General features: G+C 46.7%; 4 protein-coding genes. All 4 read right to left on the reverse strand.

The window, feature by feature from the left end; all coding sequences use genetic code 11:
• Positions 1-2 precede the first annotated feature (2 nt).
• The 4 genes from ASG16_RS28010 to fabD are packed head-to-tail and all read right to left on the reverse strand — an operon-like array spanning position 3 to position 18,696.
• On the reverse strand, positions 3-7,952 hold the full coding sequence (locus ASG16_RS28010) for a non-ribosomal peptide synthetase (protein WP_111914527.1): 7,950 nt from the start codon (positions 7,950-7,952) through the stop codon (positions 3-5).
• Positions 7,945-12,747 (reverse strand): SDR family NAD(P)-dependent oxidoreductase, encoded by a 4,803-nt coding sequence (locus ASG16_RS28015; RefSeq protein ID WP_111914529.1) that lies wholly within the window; start codon positions 12,745-12,747, stop codon positions 7,945-7,947. Before ASG16_RS28015 ends, ASG16_RS28010 begins: the two co-directional genes overlap by 8 nt.
• Positions 12,744-17,429, reverse strand: coding sequence for a type I polyketide synthase (locus ASG16_RS28020; RefSeq protein ID WP_056487441.1), 4,686 nt, complete (start codon positions 17,427-17,429; stop codon positions 12,744-12,746). Before ASG16_RS28020 ends, ASG16_RS28015 begins: the two co-directional genes overlap by 4 nt.
• A complete protein-coding gene (fabD, locus tag ASG16_RS28025) occupies positions 17,419-18,696 on the reverse strand; it encodes an ACP S-malonyltransferase (protein WP_056487447.1) in 1,278 nt (425 codons plus the stop codon). Before fabD ends, ASG16_RS28020 begins: the two co-directional genes overlap by 11 nt.
• Positions 18,697-18,738: the final 42 nt, after the last annotated feature.

Here is an 18,738-nt window from a genome sequence, read left to right on the forward strand (position 1 = left end):
GCTTACTCTCCTAATTTTTTCAGGATATCTTCTACCGATGCTTCCCCTTCGCTAAATTCATCCAATAGCTGTAAAATATCGCCGATTTCTTCTGATTGCCCTTCCCTCTTCACTCTTGGCTGTCCTTGATCTGACTGGACTTTTTGGATGTGCTGCGCCATGGCACTAATCGTTTTGCACTCGAACAAATCGATGACCTTGATTCGATGCGGATACTTCTCTTCAATTTTGGCTTGCAATTGAACGATCAGATGCGAATTTCCTCCGAGATCAAAAAAGTTCTGTTTTGTCCCGATCTGTTCGATGCCCAGCAACTCTTGCCATATCTGGAGCAAAAAGCTTTCCACTTCATTTCCAGGCACATGCAGTTCACCTTGCTCCACAGAATCATGTGGAAGAGTCATAGCCTGCAACGTTTTTCGATCGATTTTTTGATTGGAGGTGACGGGCATCGCCTCCAGGCGTACAAATCTCGCCGGGATCATATAAGAAGGAAGCGACTGACGCAAAAATTCTTGAAATTCCGGAGCCCCGATGTCTCGGGTCGATGTATAATAGCAAATCAATTTATTGGATTCACTTTCTTTGACAGCTACAACGACAACGGACTTGATCCCTGGCATTGCTTCGATTTTATGTTCGATTTCCCCCGTTTCAATCCGGTATCCTCTTACTTTGACCATTCCATCGTTGCGTGAAATATATTCAATCTGTCCATCCATCCCATATTTGCCCAGATCTCCGGTATGATAGACGATCTGATCCGTAAAGGGATGGGAGCGAAATGCTTGTGCGGTCTTCTCCCTGTCACGGAAATACCCAGGGGTAACACCAGCACCACTTATGCAAATTTCACCCGATACGCCAGTTCCGCATAAATTTCCATCTTTGTCCAAAATATAAATTTGGTTGTTCAGAATTGGCTGACCAAGCGGAACAATCGATTTTCCCTTCAAATCACTTTCCACTTCGTAACACGTAGCCCAAATGGTTGCTTCCGTCGGTCCATACATGTTGTACAGTTTGGCATTGGGGAAATAGCTTCGAATCTCTTTGGCTAGCATAGGACTCCAGGCTTCTCCGCCGATCAGAATAGTTTCAAACTGTTGCAAGCAAGCCAATTGTTGCCCATCCTGTTGAGCAAGACCAAGCATGAATTGACTGATCAAAGTAGGAACAGAATGCCAGACATTAATCCGATTTTCCGCTAGATAGGAAAATAACAAAGCGGGGTCCCTTAAGCGCTCTGGTGACACAATATGCAAGGTTGCTCCACTCGCCAAACAGCCAAACATTTCAAAAACTGAAATATCAAAACTGATGGAAGTCACCAGCATCATATTGTGCGAAGATCCCAAACGGAATTGCTGCTGACTCCATAAGAGATAATTGATGACATTTTGCTGGGTAACCATGACCCCTTTCGGCGTTCCAGTCGAGCCTGAGGTATAAATAACGTACATTAACTCAGATTCCGGTCCATCAACAGTATCCGTCAATTGCTTGCGGATATGTGAATTGCCATAGTACCGAAGATGACCAGTCGTTTCTGCTAATAAGACATCCCCCGATACATCCACAATCGTCTCCAGATGAGTCCCTGCGATTTCCTCCAGTGTTGGAATGAAGCCCTTTTCCGACAAAACCGTTTTCAGTTGGCTATGACGGATCATATAAGCAATGCGTTCGTTCGGAAAATCAACATCCAACGGTATATACGGACGACCGGACTTAAGTATCCCCAAAAGCGCGATGACCATCTCGATGCCTCTTGGCAAATAGACGCCGATTGGTTCCCGCGACTCATGACCGATGATTTGCGTAAGGAATGCGGCCAATTGGTTGGATTGCTCATCTATTTGTTTGTAGGTAAGACTCCTTGCCTCAAAAACCACTGCGATCTGATCGGGATTTTTCTTCACTTGCGCCTCAAATAACCGATGTACCTGGTTCGGGGCATCCATGACGACAGAGGGCGGATTGAACATTCCGAACATGTTTGCCTTGTGCTCGGCATCCAATAACTCATAGCGGCTAAGCAAGGCTTCCGGATTACCAATGACCTGATCAATTAAAAATGAAAAATAGTCAACATATTTCTTAATAGTCCCCTCTGCAAACAGCGTCGTCTTGTATTCCATCCTTACTTCCATTTGCTCCTGCTCCATTTTGCAAATGCAGCTCAGATCATAGAGGCTGATGCGGTCATTATCTTGCGGGACGTTATCGTATAGCTGGAATATCGTGGAGAAAACAGGCGTTCTGCTCTGATCTCTATCCGGGTTCAGCTTCTCGACGAGTGTATTGAACGGATATCGGCCATTAGCATAAGCTCTGACACATTTGTGTTTGATGGCCTCTAGAACCTCGTCAAAACGGGAAAGTCCACCAAAATCGACCCGAATGCAAACCATGTTCATAAATAAACCGATGACGTTCTCCCACTCCTGTTTTTCTCTGCCGGAAACTGGGAACCCGACAATGATGTCGTCTTCTTGGCTAATTTTGTGCAGGAAAAGAAAATAGACAGCCAAGACTGTCATATACAAAGTGGTGGATCGATTTCTCGCAAGCAAACGTAATTGTTCGGTTTTCTCTTTCGATACCATGAATTTGATATAACTGCCGTCGTAGACGAGAGAATAAGGGCGTTCGTAATCGGTTGGTAAGTTGAGTACCGGAAGCGGCTTAGCGAGCTCGTTCATCCAATAGTTTTCCATGTGCTGGAATTCCTCAGAATCGAGCCATCTTCTCTCCTGCTCCACCCAGTTTGTATACTGTAAAGGAATCGCTGGTAACTGGATTGCACGCTTCGAACGAATTTGCTCATACAGCTCCATCAATTCCTGGAAAAATAAACCGACACTCCAGCCATCCGAAATGATGTGATGCATATTTACACAAATACGATGTTCAACAGTAGACAAACGATGCAATTCCATCCTGAACAATGGTTGCTCAAAATCAAACGGAGTGGCATTCTGCTCATCCAGTCGTTTGGCTGACAGCTCCTCTCGAAGAGGTTCCTGTTGATAATCTCTGTAATGAATGACATTTTTCCAATCAGGTAAAACGAATTGTTTCGGAATACCATCGACATTTTTGAAGACGGTACGCAACGAGGCGTGGCGCTTCGTCAAGACGTCTAGGGCTTGCTGCAGCACATCCAGGTCAACCGCCATCTTCACGTGTTTGATGACTGGTAAATGATAGGCGGTCGTTTGTCGATCATAGTTTTGCAAAAACCAAATCCGATACTGTGCTTTGGAGAGATCATGCCCATTGCTTTGCTCAGTTGTTGCGGATGGCTTCACAGGTGTCGCTTGTGATGGTAGCAAAGATTGGTCCAAATAAGCCGAAAGCTCAGGGATCGTTGGAAATTCAAAAATTTCAGCGATAGAGATAGGCTTATTCAGATGCGTATTTAAGAGATTCGCCATTTGCGTAGCGATAATAGAGTCTCCGCCGACTTCGTAGAAGCTTTTCTGCAGATCAATCTCTGATAACCCAAATGTGTTAGCCCAGACGTGTGCCAATTTTTTCTCGGTGTCTGTGAGTTCATCTTGATTTTTTCCGACAATGGAAATGTCGATAGAAAGAGCATCCCCAGCGGCAGACGATGCTGCTCGATTGGTAACTTTCCGGACCATGCCAGGTGCCAACCGCAACGGGAAACGTTTGGCTAGTGATTCATCTATCTGCTCAAAGCGTATATCCGCGATGATTACCCGTGGATGCTCAGGTAGGGAGGTAAATGCCTGAATGGCCTGAGCCGTTCTCAGCGGCTTGAACAGTCCGTTGCCGTCTGTCACGCCATAGTCCGCCGCCATGCCAGTTTCTTCCCACGCGGTCCAATTGATCGTCGTGGCACGAATGCCTCGCTTGCGTAGGTAAGAGGCGAAGCCGTCCAGATACCCATTCGCGGCAATGTAATCGCTCTGTCCCGGGCTGCCCTCCACGGTCGCCACGGAGGAAAACAGAATGAAGAAGTCAGGGCGCTCTTCCAGCAAGTTGTACAGCAAATAGCTGCCTTCGATTTTCGGCTTGGTGACCTTCGTAAAGTCGGACCATGTTTTCGTAAACAGAAAACCGCTGCCTGCTACTCCTGCCGCATGAATGATTCCTTTGACCTCGCCGAATTCCTCACGTAGCTGTTTCAAAGTAGCTGCTACCTGCTGCTCGTCGGCTATATCGCACGAGCAGACCATAATTTTGCTACCTGATCGCTCAATCTCTTCCACACTCTCGATGATTCGCCGTGTTTTCTTATCCGTGTCACTTTGCTTGAGCTCCTCCCAAACTTCACGAGGGGGAAGTCCGCTTCTACTGATTAAACCCAGGCAGATTTTGCTTCGGGATGCCAGATGTTTGGCAATTTCCAATCCAATCCCGCCAGTTCCGCCGGTAATGAGATACAACCCGTTTTCTTGCAGCTCCAGTGGCTGAACAGGCTCCTCAACTGCACAACGGCCGAATTCCTCCACATACCGTTCATTTCCACGATAGGCAACCTGGTAAGTGGCTGTTTCCGTGTATATTTCTGCCAAAAGACTTTCACAATCCGTATCCACATCGAGATCGATACTGCGACACTTCACATTAGGGTACTCCGTATTCACTACTTTTCCCAGTTGGAACAGTGCCGTATGACACGGCTCAATCTCTTCTTCGCTTCCCGTCACTTCCCAGCCGTTCCGGCCCAGTACGACAAGCTCCAGCTCTTGCTTGTATTTTGCCTGAACGAGTGATTTCACCAAATAAAACAAGCTCTGGATACTGTGTGCCTGAATCGTTTTCAGTCTGGAAAGGCTGGGGGCTGGACTGTTTTCGTCGAGGGCATAGGCATGAACAATCCGGCTTATCTTTCGCTCTTTCAAATCGGAAAAGAGTTGATGATAATCGGTTTCATCGTGGCCTACCACATACTTCGTTTCTCGCTCTTTTCGATAGCCATCGCCGTTAGCGACCTGAATCAGCTCAACTCCACTCGCTTCCCAACGTTGCATCAACTCTCGAGTTGTCCTGTTTTCGTTACCAAACAACAGCACACTGCCATCCGTTGTGATATTCTCGCTTCCTTTAAGCGGTGATTGCACCCAGCGAATCTGATAAAACAAATCTTGGGCGACCATGGCAGAAGAGACACGTTTTAACGTATAGTTCTCTACTTCCGCAAATACATTTCCTTGCTCGTCGATCAGGCTGATATCGTAGGAAACCGTCTCCCGGTTATCTCCCCGCGCTTCCCTCTTTCGCAGATAACTGTAAAAAGAAGTGGGCATGTCCCGGTAGAGATGGAACGCTTGGTAATAAAACGGGAAGTAATAAGACACGTGGGTTTCTTCGGACTGTTTCAACAGATGCCAGAAGCTCAGTGCCGTATCCAGCATTGCCGGATGAAGCGAATACTGGCCACGCTCTCGCTCATCTGCCAATCGGACATGAAGCAGTGCAGATCCTGCGTTTTCATAAAATTGATCGATACATTTCCATTGTGAACCGTACTGAATGAATCCCGAATAGAGAGGGGTGAATTTTTCTACGTCCTGTTCATCCATCTTGCGGATGATCTGCTCAATCGAGTGAGTCTGTTTTTTGCGATCTTCCTGCCGATGAACTTCCCCTTGTGCATGAGTGATCCAACTCTCTGTAGGATCATTTTCTTTCATGCTGGCGATCGTAAAGGTGATGTGATCATGCTCTTCATGGATGATTGTATGGACAATCCTTGTTTCATCCAAAGAGCATGTCAGCATACTTTGCAAAGTAACATTCTTAATCACCACGGTTGCTTTCGGGAAAAAGTACTCGCTTGCGGCCTTTGCCATCTCCAGATAGGCCACTCCTGGCAATACTCCGTTATCGAAAATGCGATGCTCCTGCAACATCCAAAGCTCTCGCATCGATGCCTTCGCTACGTAAACGCGCAAACCGGTGGTAGAGATGACGCACTCTCCCGTTAATGACTGTCCTTTTTCAGTAGCTGTCTCTGTCTTCTTATCGGTCGGCCAATGCCTCACCCTGCTGAATGGGTAGAAAGGCAGTTCGACTGTTTTGAGAGTTTGACCTCCGTATAGCTTCCTCCAGTGAACTCGGGCACCTTGTACATACAATTTCGCCAATTCATGGAGAGAGTCAGCATTAGCCATTGCCCCGATTTCTGTCCAGTTATGAATCATTTGGCTAGCTTTTTCATGGATTGGTTGTTTTTCTTTCTCCCATGCGTCTGGTTGAATCATATGATTTTTTGCTTTCTGAGCGATAGGAGAATGTCCATAATATCCAAGCACTTCAGGCAAATTGTCCAAGTCCAGCGAGAGAACCGAAGCGATTTTGTTCAACAGTTCGCTGGTGCTCTGTGCAATAATCGCTAAGCGATGAGAAAAATGCTCCCGTCCAACTTGTGCCGTATAGACGAGATTGCGGAAATTTTCCTGCTGATTCGATTGCAAATATTGGCAGTATCGTTGCAATAAATCCAATAAATTTGTACGGTTTTTGGCAGACACGGTAAAAATGTGGGGTGTCTCATGCTCGTCCTTCTGCGTATCATTTTGTTTCCATTCCTCCAATAGCACGTGGCAATTCATGCCGCTGAAGCCAAACGAGCTAATACCAGCTCGACGCGGCATATCACCGGTTTTCCAGGCGATAGGCTGGTCGACCATATAAAATGGAGATTCGGAGAAAGGGATATAGGGATTTGGCTCCTCAAAATTTATCGTGGGAACGAGTTGTTTATGCTTCAACGACAAAACTACTTTAAGCAGCGATGCCATCCCCGAAGCACCTACCAGATGACCGATGTTAGATTTTACGGAACCAATTCCACAAAACTGTTTTTTGCTCGTATATTGATGAAAAGCGTGCCTCATCGCCTTAATTTCGATCGGATCGCCAATAACGGTACCGGTACCGTGTGTTTCGATGTAGGTAATGGTTTCGGGATGAATCCCTGCTTTGTTCCACACATCAATCAGGAGCTGCTCCTGTGCCTGCGGGTTGGGAGCGGTGATGTAGTTGGAAGCCCCGTCGCTGTTCACTCCACTGGCTTTGATCACCGAGTAAATCCGGTCCCCATCTTTCAAGGCGTCCTGCAAAGGCTTCAGAAGGATGGCCGACAGTCCTTCCCCCCATGTGGTTCCTTTGGCTTGGCTATCAAATGGCCTTACGATGCCGTCATTGTTTTCCACGATTTTAAAAGAGGAGTTGGCAATCGGCACCAAATTCAAACTGATGCCTCCGGCGATGGCCAATTGACATTCTTTTTTAATCAAGGATTCGCAGGCATGATGGACCGCCACTAAACCAGATGAGCAAGCGGTATCAATGACTTGATTCGGTCCGGTAAGATTAAAGAAAAAGGCAATCCTGCCAGAGAGAAAACTGGGCAGATTGCCGGTCATGGCCAATTCGTTGGAAGAATCGATGAATTGTTGATAAAGACCGGAAGAATGGTGATCTCTTCCGATAAATACTCCCGTATGGGAACCGTATATTTTATCACCCATATATCCCGCATCTTCAATCGCTTCCGCTGTGACTTCCAGCATCAAGCGCTGATGCGGGTCCATGAACTCGGCTTCCTTCGGAGAGACACGAAAATAGTCTGCGTCAAATCGATCTATGTCTTCCAGATAGCTGCCTTTCGCATATTCAGGCTCACCCCAGCGGTTCTGTAGCAAGGGGTCTGTATCCCTGCGTCGCTTGAGTGGAAAATCAGTTATACAATTCATCCCGTTTAGCAGGTTGGCCCAATACTGCTCTAGATTGTCTGCAAAAGGAAACCGGCAAGAAATGCCAATGATGGCGATATCCGTACTGGTATTTTTTTCGGCCTCAGTCTGACCTGTATTCAATTGATGCAGCAACTTACGTGCAAGCTCTTTGTCTAGGCGATTGGATTTTACGCTTTCCAGGATAAGTGTATTGATTTGATCAATGTTATTCATCTATCCGATTCCTCCGCTGCGACAAAAGATCGACCATATCTTCTACAGATTGATCACCGGATGAAAGGCTGTCCAAGATGGATTCTAGCTGTTGGTCAAACGATTCGATGGAGGTTGCGTTTCGTTCTTCCACTTTTTCTGTCACCTCGGCTTTCTTCCTTTGCTGCCTGCCTTGCTCCTGCTTGATATAATCAGCTAGTACCGCTACCGAAGAATAGGTAAATAAATCGGGCAAGTCGAGAACACCCGGAAACTCGTTATCCAGTTTTTTCAGCAACTGGGTTGCTATGAGTGAATCCCCTCCCACATCCAGAAAACTATCATAGATGTTGATAGTTGATAAGTGCATGGTCTCAGCCCAGATTCCGGAGACCTTTTGCTCGATTTCGTCATACGTCTCCTCTTTTCGGCCAATGATCGTAAAGGTACGCTTCACACTGTGCGAAGTAGAAGGAGCACCGGAGCCAACAACCTTCTCTATCAGACCAGCCTCTAGTTTCAAAAATAGACCTTCATGTCTATCCCGTAACCATTCTCTGTTGACCGATGCGATTACCACCTGACTAAGATTCATCGCCAGTACCTGTTCAAAAGCGGCAGTGGCTTCATTTGTTTTCAACGGCTTGAACAGTCCATTGCTATTTGCCACGCCATAGTCCGCCGCCATGCCTGTTTCTTCCCACGCGGTCCAATTGATCGTCGTGGCACGAATGCCTCGCTTGCGCAAGTAAGAGGCAAAGCCGTCCAGATACCCATTCCCGGCAATGTAATCGCTCTGTCCCGGGCTGCCCTCCACGGTTGCCACGGAGGAAAACAGAACGAAGAAGTCAGGGCGCTCTTCCAGCAAGTTGTACAGCAAATAGCTGCCCTCGATTTTCGGCTTGGTCACCTTCGTAAAGTCGGACCATGTTTTCGTAAACAGAAAACCGCTGCCTGCTACCCCTGCCGCATGAATGATTCCTTTGACCTCGCCGAATCCCTCACGTAGCTTTTTCAAAGTAGCTGCTACCTGCTGCTCGTCGGCTATATCGCACGAGCAGACCATGATTTTGCTGCCTGATTGCTCAATTTCTTCTACACTCTCAATGATTCGCCGCGTCTTGGCATCCATGTCGCTTTGCTTGAGTTGCTCCCAGACTTCACGAGGGGGAAGTCCGCTTCTACTGATTAAGCCCAGGCGGATTTTGCTACGGGATGCCAGATGTTTGGCAATCTCCAGTCCAATCCCGCCAGTTCCGCCAGTAATAAGATACAACCCGTCTTCTTGCAGCTCCAATGGCTCAACAGGCTCCTCAACTGCACATCGGCCGAATTCCTCCACATACCGTTCATTTCCACGATAGGCAACCTGGTAAGCGTCTGTTTCCGTGTATATTTCTGCCAAAATATTTTCGCAATCGGTGCCCGTGTCGAGATCGATACTGCGGCACTTCACTTGAGGATACTCGGCATTCACTACTTTTCCTAATTGGAACAGTGCCGTATGACATGGCTCAATCTCTTCTTCACTGCCTGTCACTTCCCAGCCGTTTTGACCCAGCACGACGAGTTCCAGCTCTTGCTTGTATTTTGCCTGAACGAGTGATTTCACCAAATAAAACAAGCTTTGGATACTGTGTGCCTGAATCGTTTTCAGTCTGGAAAGGCTAGGGGCTGGACTGTTTTCGTCGAGGGCATAGGCATGAACAATCCGGCTTATCTTCCGCTCTTTCAAATCGGAAAAGAGTTGCTCATAATCGGTTTCCTCGTGGCCTACCACATACTTCGTTTCTTGCTCTTTTCGATAGCCAGCGCCGTGAGCGACCTGAATCAGCTCGACTCCACTCGCTTCCCAGCGTTGCATCAACTCTCGAGTTATCCTGTTTTCGTTGCCGAACAACAGCACGCTGCCATCCGTTGTGATATTCCCGTTTCCTTTAAACGGTGATTGTACCCAACGAATCTGATAAAACAAATCTTGGGCGACCATGGCAGAAGAGACACGTTTCAACGTATAGTTCTCTACTTCCGCAAATACATTTCCTTGCTCGTCGATCAGGCTGATATCGTAGGAAACCGTCTCTCGGTTATCCCCCTGAGCTTCCCTCTTGCGCAGGTAGCTGTAAAACGACGAAGGCATTTTTCCGTAGATGCTCATGCGCTTAAAGGAAAAAGGGAGGTAGAGATTTTCCAAGATAAACATGGTTACAGCATTTAGCCCGGTATCTAGTAAAGCTGGATGAAAGCCGTACACCGAAAAGTCATCTAGGTAATTTTCTGGCAATTTCACCTGGACCAGCACACGATCTTCGCATTTCGCCAGAGAATGAATATTGTTCCATCGCGGACCAAATTTGGTACGCCCACGTATGGTTTCAATTTTCGCTTCTACCTGCTCCCAAGCGCCTTCTTCCCTGATCCGCTGAAGATCCATCCAAGGAGCCTTTGCAGCTTCGACAGGAATGATTTTTCCTTCCACATTCAGTTGCCACTCGTGATTGACTCCCGCGTGATGGGAAGAATTACGGTTCACTATACGCAAGTGAATTTGATCATCTTGACTTTCTAAAATCGTATGGACCAAATGCTCTTGTTTCTCCGAGATTATCAACGGACTGATCAACCGAAAATCCCGCAACTCAAAAGCGTCGTTTCCATAATGACTGTATCCAGCTTTTCTCGCCCATTCTATGAAAGCGGTCGCAGGCACGATATGGTACCCCATCATGAGATGCTCTTGCAAAATCCACTGATTTTCCATCCGTAATGGCATTTCATAGATGCTCTGCCGATAGGATTCCAATACTTTAGGGCCAGGAATGACTTCCTTATTTTGCGGGATCAGCGTTCGAGTCTCTCCTCCCTGACCCACATCCACCTGCGGCCAAAAAACGGTCTTTTTAAAAGGATAAGGAGGTAACGACAATCGATGGTACTCCCCGGACTGATAGAAATACCGCCAATCTATTTCCGCTCCCCGCACATAGAGCTGGCAGATGTCAGACATCCCCTGAAAATCATCAGAGGAAACGCTGGTAATCACTTGCCGAGCTTTATCCAGCAACTGATGCAAGCCCAATTCGGTAATCTCACCATTTGCTTTATCCAATTTGCTTTCTGGAACGACCTTGAACTCGTTGTAATAGATTCCTTCGACCTCTCGACTGTAGGGAAGACGCTCCAAAAAGACCTGATTCAGCTTTTCTTTTAATTCTTGCAAACTGCGAACGATTAGGGCAAGACGGCATGTATAATGCCCTCTACCCATTACCGAAGTAAAACAAAGCTCCTCCAAAGACAAGTTCTCCTGATGATTGACAAAATGGCGATAGCGAGATATCAATTCGAACAAGGTCTCTTTATCTTTAGCCGAAGCGGTAAAAATCTGAAAAGGACGGACTGACGGGGCATCCGCTTTTTCAACCGGCGCTTCCTCCAGTACGAGATGGCAATTCGTGCCGCTAAAACCAAATGAACTCACACCTGCGCGGAGTGGAATATCCTGTTGATCCCGCTGCCATTCCTGGAGCTTGTCCACCATATAGAGCGGAGAGCCCATAAAGTCGATGAAAGGATTCGGATCGTCAAAATGAAGGGTGCTGACCATCTTCTTATGTTTGAGGGACATAATTACTTTAAAGACAGAAGCGATCCCTGAAGCGGCCGCAAGATGACCGATATTTGATTTCACCGAACCGATTCCGCAAAACTGTTTCTTCGACGTATATTTTTTAAAAGCATTGCTTAGTGCTTGTACTTCGATTGGATCGCCAAGAACTGTGCCTGTACCATGTGCTTCAATAAATCGGATCGTCTCGGGGGGAATCTCGGCATTCATCCAGGCTTTTGTGAACACTTCTTCTTGAGCGATCGCATTGGGTGCTGTGATTCCATTCGATTTCCCATCGTTATTGGCCGCACTTCCTTTGACCACGGCATGAATATGATCCCGATCCTGGATGGCTTTATCCAGTGGCTTCAGTAATAATGCCCCAAACCCTTCTCCCCATAGCGTTCCATCTGCGTTTTTGTCAAAAGGCTTAACTAGATGTAGTTTGGATTCCACCAAGCCAAACGCAGGGTTTTTAACCGGGAAGAAAATCAGGGAAACGCCGCCTGCAATCGCCATATCGCATTCGTTGTTCCTGATTGCTTGACACGCATTGTGAATGGCTAACAATCCTGATGAACAAGCGGAATCCACGACCACGCTAGGTCCCTTTAAATCGAGAAAATAGGAAATCCGGCTGGCCAAAATGCCGGTATAGGAACCAGTAAGCGCCAGCTCGTCCGTTTGGTCCAACAAGTGCGTGTACATGTTCCCTACAGTGTGGTCTCTTCCAATAAAAACGCCGGTTTTGGATGAAACGATTCGATTTCCGCCGTACCCAGCATCCTCCACGGTTTCCATAACGGTAGTCAAGAGAAGACGTTGCATGGGGTCCATCATGACGGATTCCTTATTGGAAATCTTGAAATATTCCGCGTCAAAATGATCAATATGATCCAAATACCCGCCCTTTTCATAGACAACGTCTGCTGAAGCTCCCTGATACATCTTGCTGATAAATCCTTCGACACCCGTTTGCCTGCTCTTCGGAAAATCCGTGATGCAGTCGACCTCGGCGATCAAATTGTGCCAGTATTCATCCAGATTGCTAGCACCCGGGAAGCGGCCAGCCATCCCGATAATCGCGATATCCTTGTTTTTTTTCAAGCCTGCATTTTTAATCTCTTTCAGAATGACCTTGGACTTCTCGACGCTTAATTGCTGATCCTTTATCTGCTGATAAATGTATTTTCTCGTTTCTTTCATTCCTCTTCTCCCAGCAATCGATCGATCTCTTCCACATCGAGCTCACCGTTGGCTAAGCGATGCAAGATTTGATCGAGATTTTGATCTTCATCCTCCTGATCCATACTGCCGGATGATAGTGGTTGCTCACTTCCTATTCTGGAATACAGATATTCGGCCATCTTATTAATCGTGGGATAAGTAAAAATATCCGAGATGCCCAGTTGATCTGGAAAGAACTTTTCCAATTCCTGGAGCAGATATACAGCAAAAATGGAATTCCCTCCAAGGGACGTAAAATTATCATCCATTTGAATGGAATCAGATTCCAACAGTGTGATCCATAACTGGCGAATCAACTCTTTGATTTCGTGCAGGGAAGCGTGCCTTGGATTCCCATGAAACACGCTTGGGGACGTCTGCGCAATATGGTTTTCTCGAGGCCCCTTCGCCTGTTCCACATAATCGATCAACAGTCTGTTTCCCTCGTAAAAGAAGTTGCTTTGGAAATTCTTTATAGCCACCTCTTTATTGATTCTACCTATCACTATTTGTTTCTCGCCAAGGGCAAGTGCAGCATCAAATGCAGTAACAGCAGTATTCGATGACAGCAGGTGGAAGATCAGCTCTTTTTGGAAGGTTCCATAATCATAGGCCATACCGATCTCTTCCCACGGCGCCCAATTTAGCGTAATTCCGTTTTGATAGACAGGTAGGCTGTGGACGAAGCTGTCCAAAAAGCCGTTTGCCGCCACATAATCACCTTGTCCTGGCGTACCTTCCAGCGTAGAGACAGATGAAAAGCAGACGAAAAATTTCAACGGCTCGGTGATTAATTGGGCCAAATTCAAACTCCCCGCTATTTTGGCTTGAATCACCTCACGAAAACGTTCCTCTTCCCTATTGAATAAAAATTGATCCCCGGCTACTCCAGCTGCATGAATCACTCCGTTGATGCTGCCGAATGTTTCTCTGACTTCTTCGAGCAAGGCCGCTAGCTGTTCTTTGCACGCAACATCCGCTCTGTAGATCGTATATGTACTGCCTGACTCTGTAATTTTTTGCAGCATCTTGATCCTTCGTATTACTTCTTGTTGCTCTCCTTTTTGTACAATCTCTTCCCAATCGCCTTCTGCCGGAAAGCCTGATCTGCTTATCAACACTAAATGGATCGGCTTCTTCCCTGCTAGGTGCAAGGCAATGGTCAAGCCTAACCCACCCGTTCCACCTGTGATTAAATAACAGCCCGATTGAGTCAGGCTGAGCTCTTGTGGTAGGGATGACTGGTGATCCAGCTCCTTCATTTTTTGCACGAAGCGCTGACCGCGCCTGTACGCTGCAATGTAACTATCTGGCTGATGCTCCAGTTCGGCAATAATCGCAGAGATATCTGTATTTGTATCCAGATCGATAGAACGGCAGCGCAAGTGAGACCATTCACTGCTGACTACTTTTCCGAGATGATAGAAAGCATTGTGAATCGGATTTAGCGCAGGCTCCGTATCTGTAACAGGAAACGCCTGATCGCCAATCAGGACCAGATCAATTTTGTGTCGTACGTTTAAGGCAATCAAACTCTTCGCCAGATAGAAGAGACTGAACAAACCTTCGTCTCCAATCTGGTCACCGTTGATCTTTGACAGAGAAAAGCAGTGGATGATGCGCTGCACAGCCTTGTTACCGATTTCCTTCCATAGCGCATCGAAATCTTGTTGATTGACAGTAACCTCATAATGGAAGTCATCGAGCTTGGCAAAATGATCACCAACCGTAACGAGAATGGTAGGGGTTCCGTTCCTTTTGAGTTTCTCCATCAGTTGTTGAGAGAAAGGGTCATGGCCACTAAAAACAAGCGTGTGCGGCGTTGTGTCCTGATTTTTATTTTCTTCACGCAATGGCCTGGCTTCCCAAACAATTTGATGAAACAGCCCTTTGGAAGAGAGCGCGGCGGAAGCTGCTTCTGCCATATTCACTCTTTTCAAGGTGTATTCTTGTATTTCAGCGAAAACCTCTCCTTTTTCGTTGAGGAGCATGATATCAAAGGAGATTGCTTCCTGCATGGTCGTCGCATCTTTCTCTTTCATTTGCAGCAAACTGTAAAATCTGCTCGGCATGGCCCCAGAAAAAATGAGTTTTTTATACCGAAAAGGCAAAAACAATCCATCGCGAATTTGACTGATCGGGATATTAACCGCGCAATCCAACAAAGAAGGATGGAGAACAAAAGTGTGCAACTCATGAGCAAATTGAACAGGCAGTTCAAAAAAGGCGACAATTCTATCCGCTTCCATATAAATCTCTTTCATGCACTCCCAATGCGGGCCTGTTTGAACAGGGGCATCAGCCTCCGGTTTATACCCGGATACCGACTGCTTGTTTGCCCCCCTCAGCAATTCGGGAAGAGACAGTTGCTTTTGCTGATGCTGCTGTTCAGACTGAACAAGCACTTTTGCTCGGCAGTGAACGACCCACTCGTCCGAATGTTCCAACATCGAAGTGACCATGACGTCATACGATGACTTTTGTTTTTGCAGGACAATGTGGACGCTCTTTTTTTCCCCTTCTTTAACTTGAAGTGGCTGTAAAAACATAACGTTTTCTAGTGCCAACACGTCCTGATGAGGTATCGTTTTTCGAACAATCTGGCTCATCATTTCCAGGTAAGCGGTTCCAGGCAAAACGTAATGCTCAGCAATTTTATGTTCCGCCAGTACCCAATGCGTGTCGACCGAATACTTCGTTTCATAAATATCAACGCCATTACTGCTTACAAGGCATTGGTCGACAAGAGGTGCGAGTTTTTTCTCCAAATCTTTCGGCTCGATCCAGCAGCGAATATCCTGAAACGGATACGTAGGCAAGCTGATCAACGGATGCCGTTGACCAGCGTAAAAGTCGTTCCAAGGAATTGGCTCGCCTTCGATATACTTCAATGCCCAATGGATCATCTCACCGAAAATGGAATTCTCTTTACCACCCAGGTTGACATCTCTTACTTCCTGGCTCGAAAGCCCCCGATAAAACACATGCTCATTGACAATCTTTTCGACGCCGGATTTGCGAACAGAATGCAACTTTTCCAGTAAATCGGTTTGGTCTTGAAACACGATCGCCAGTTTATGGGCAAAGTGATCCCGACCAACATTCGCTGTGTAGCATAATCTCTCCAGATCGATGACTCCTGCCTGCTTGACCCACTGATCATAATCGCTGACTAGCTTATCTAGTACAGTGGAGTTTTTCGCTGACAACCCGAGCATGTACCATTGTTCTTCTTTGTTTTTTTGTGAGGACACTTCTTCGGATTGGTGATATTGTTCCAGAATGAGATGGCAGTTGGTTCCGCTCAACCCGAAAGAATTGATCCCGCATCTCCGGGGGTGCTCCCCCTTTTTCCACAACCGAGCTTCGTCGTTCACATAAACAGGCGAATTCACAAAATCGATTTCTTGGTTTGGGCTTTGAAAGTGCAACGTTGGCGGCACAATCTCGTGCTGCAACGCGAGGATACATTTCAACAGGCCAGATATTCCGGCTGCATGATCCAAATGGCCGATGTTGGTTTTGACCGACCCAATCGCACAAAACTGTTTTTTCGTGGTGTACCTGTCAAAAGCTCTTTTGATGCCCTCTATCTCTACCGGATCGCCCAAGCGGGTTGCCGTGCCGTGAGCCTCGATCAGTGAGATGGTCTCTGGATGAATGCCTGCATCCTGCCACGCCCTAATAATCAAGTCTTCCTGGGCCTTAGAGTTGGGCGCAGTTATACCAATGGATTGCCCATCCTGGTTGATGGCACTTCCCTTGATCAGGGCATAAATATGATCTCCATCTCGGATTGCCTTTTCCGCGTCTTTCAGCAAGATTACTCCCACACCTTCACCCAAGCCGGTACCATCGGCCTCGCGATCAAAGCTACGCGCTCTGAAGGTTGGGGATACGATGCCGATCCCCGTATTGGCCTTTTCAAAGGGTTGAAACTGAATTTTTACTCCTCCGGCAAAGGCCATCTCGCACTCATCACGGCGAATCGATTGGCACGCAAGATGAACGGCAACCAGTGAGGAGGAGCATGCCGTATCGATCAGCATGCTGGGACCATGCAGATCGAGCAAATAAGCCAATCTGGCAGCCATGATCGATTTGATATTCCCAGTCATCGCCAAGTCTGCTATTTCTGCGTTGTCTACAGCAAGAAAATGCTTGTATTCTCCCCCAAAATCACTGCTGTATCCTAAAAAAACACCCGTCTGACTTCCGCGCAATCGAGTTTTTCCATACCCCGCATCTTCCATCGCTTCCACACAACTTTGCAAAAAAAGCCGCTGATTCGGGTCCATCAGCTTGGCTTCTTTTCGCGAGATAGAAAAGTACTCACAATCAAACAGATCAATTTGATCCAAATATCCGCTTTCCGCATATTCACTTTGTTCTTTCCGAACATCTTTCTGCAAAAAATAAGACAGAAGTTCTTCGTAGTCTTGTTTACGCGACAAAGGGATTCGTTGGATAGAATCCTTGCCAAGCACAAGATTACTCCAGAACTCCCTGACATTGCGTGCATCAGCCAGCTTTCCCGCTATCCCAATGATCGCTACGTCTTTTTTCGGAGCATCTGCCGACTTCCCCAATTCCCCCCAAGTACCTGCGATATCCTCTTCAAAGTTGAGGTGGATATCGTCAAATAGAGGCTTACTTTTCATTGACAACCTCCTTTTCGGCAAACATGATAGGGGCAAAGTCATCAAACAGATGTCTCTTCTTCGTCTCGTCAAAAATTTGAGTGAAACGCTCTTTTTGCTCTTCCAGCGGCACTTTTTTCGTCACAAACACAGAACGAAGCATCTCGATCGCTTGCTTTATATCCTCAAAGGACTCTTCTCTTCCTTCTTCCTCTAGTTTGTTGCCCAAAGCCTGTATTTTTCTGTACGGTTCGATTACGCCTTTTTGATACTCTGCGTCGTCCCAGTTTTCGTTTCTCATGCACACAGCGATCCCTAAAGAACGGGAAACCACGGATGGACGTTTTTCCGCCACCTGTTCATCGATAATAGACATAATTTGCTCATAGTTATCTTCATAGGAATAAGCACGCACATGCGAGAAGTCGCGTTTGATCAAATTAGTCAAGGCTGTTTTTGGCCCCAGCTCAATAAAGGTGTTCACTCCTTGTCTCAGCATATAATCGATGGTCTCTTTCCATCTGACTGCACTGGTCATTTGTACATTCAGCCTATCCCGGATTTCTGCTGGATGGTAGTATGGCTTTGCGTCCACATTAGAGATAACTGGCCATTTTAGCCCAGCCATTTGCGTTTGAGCGATAGCCCTCTGGAACATTTGATTGCTAAGCTCCAGATACGGTGTGTGGAAAGGAGCAGAGACCTTCAAAGGAATCGTAATGGCACCGATTTTTGCCAGATTTTCCGTGGCGACTTTCACCAAAGAGTTGGCGCCTGAAATCACAACCTGGTTGGATGAATTGTAATTGGCCACAACAATTTTATCCTCACCGTTCGATACACGCTCACATTCCTCTTCGACCAGAAGTGGGTGCAAGCCATTAATGGCAGCCATGCCGCCAAACCCGTCCGATGTAGCTTGCTGCATGATCGTTGCTCTTTCCATGACCAATCGCAATGCATCCTCATAGCGGAATACTTCCGCGCACGTAAGAGCCGTAAATTCCCCAAGACTGTGACCAGCCATAAAAGAAGGGAAAAACTGTTTCTCCTTGCAAATGGATTGGAAAATGGCATAGCTGTATGCAAAAATCGCAGGCTGCGCATATTCAGTCTGCGTTAATTTTTCCAAATTCCCTTCGTTGATAATGCCTAACAAATCGTATCCGAGAATTTCGTTGGTTCGATGAAAAATTTCCCTAACCTCGGGAGAACTTTCATAAAGAGCTTTCCCCATCATATTGTACTGACTTCCTTGACCTGGAAATAATAAGGCGATCTTAATCATAACTGTTTCCTCCCTTTATGGTTACGTTATACTGGGCACGCT

Origin of the sequence: Brevibacillus sp. Leaf182 (assembly GCF_001423865.2) — a bacterium.
Taxonomy (GTDB): Bacteria; Bacillota; Bacilli; order Brevibacillales; family Brevibacillaceae; genus Brevibacillus; species Brevibacillus brevis_C.

Excerpts from the sequence above, each read along its gene's own strand:
- ASG16_RS28020 (WP_056487441.1), bottom strand. The coding sequence starts at position 17,429 with ATGAAAAGTAAGCCTCTATTTGACGATATCCACCTCAACTTTGAAGAG.
- fabD (WP_056487447.1), bottom strand. The coding sequence starts at position 18,696 with ATGATTAAGATCGCCTTATTATTTCCAGGTCAAGGAAGTCAGTACAAT.
- ASG16_RS28015 (WP_111914529.1), bottom strand. The coding sequence starts at position 12,747 with ATGAAAGAAACGAGAAAATACATTTATCAGCAGATAAAGGATCAGCAA.
- ASG16_RS28010 (WP_111914527.1), bottom strand. The coding sequence starts at position 7,952 with ATGAATAACATTGATCAAATCAATACACTTATCCTGGAAAGCGTAAAA.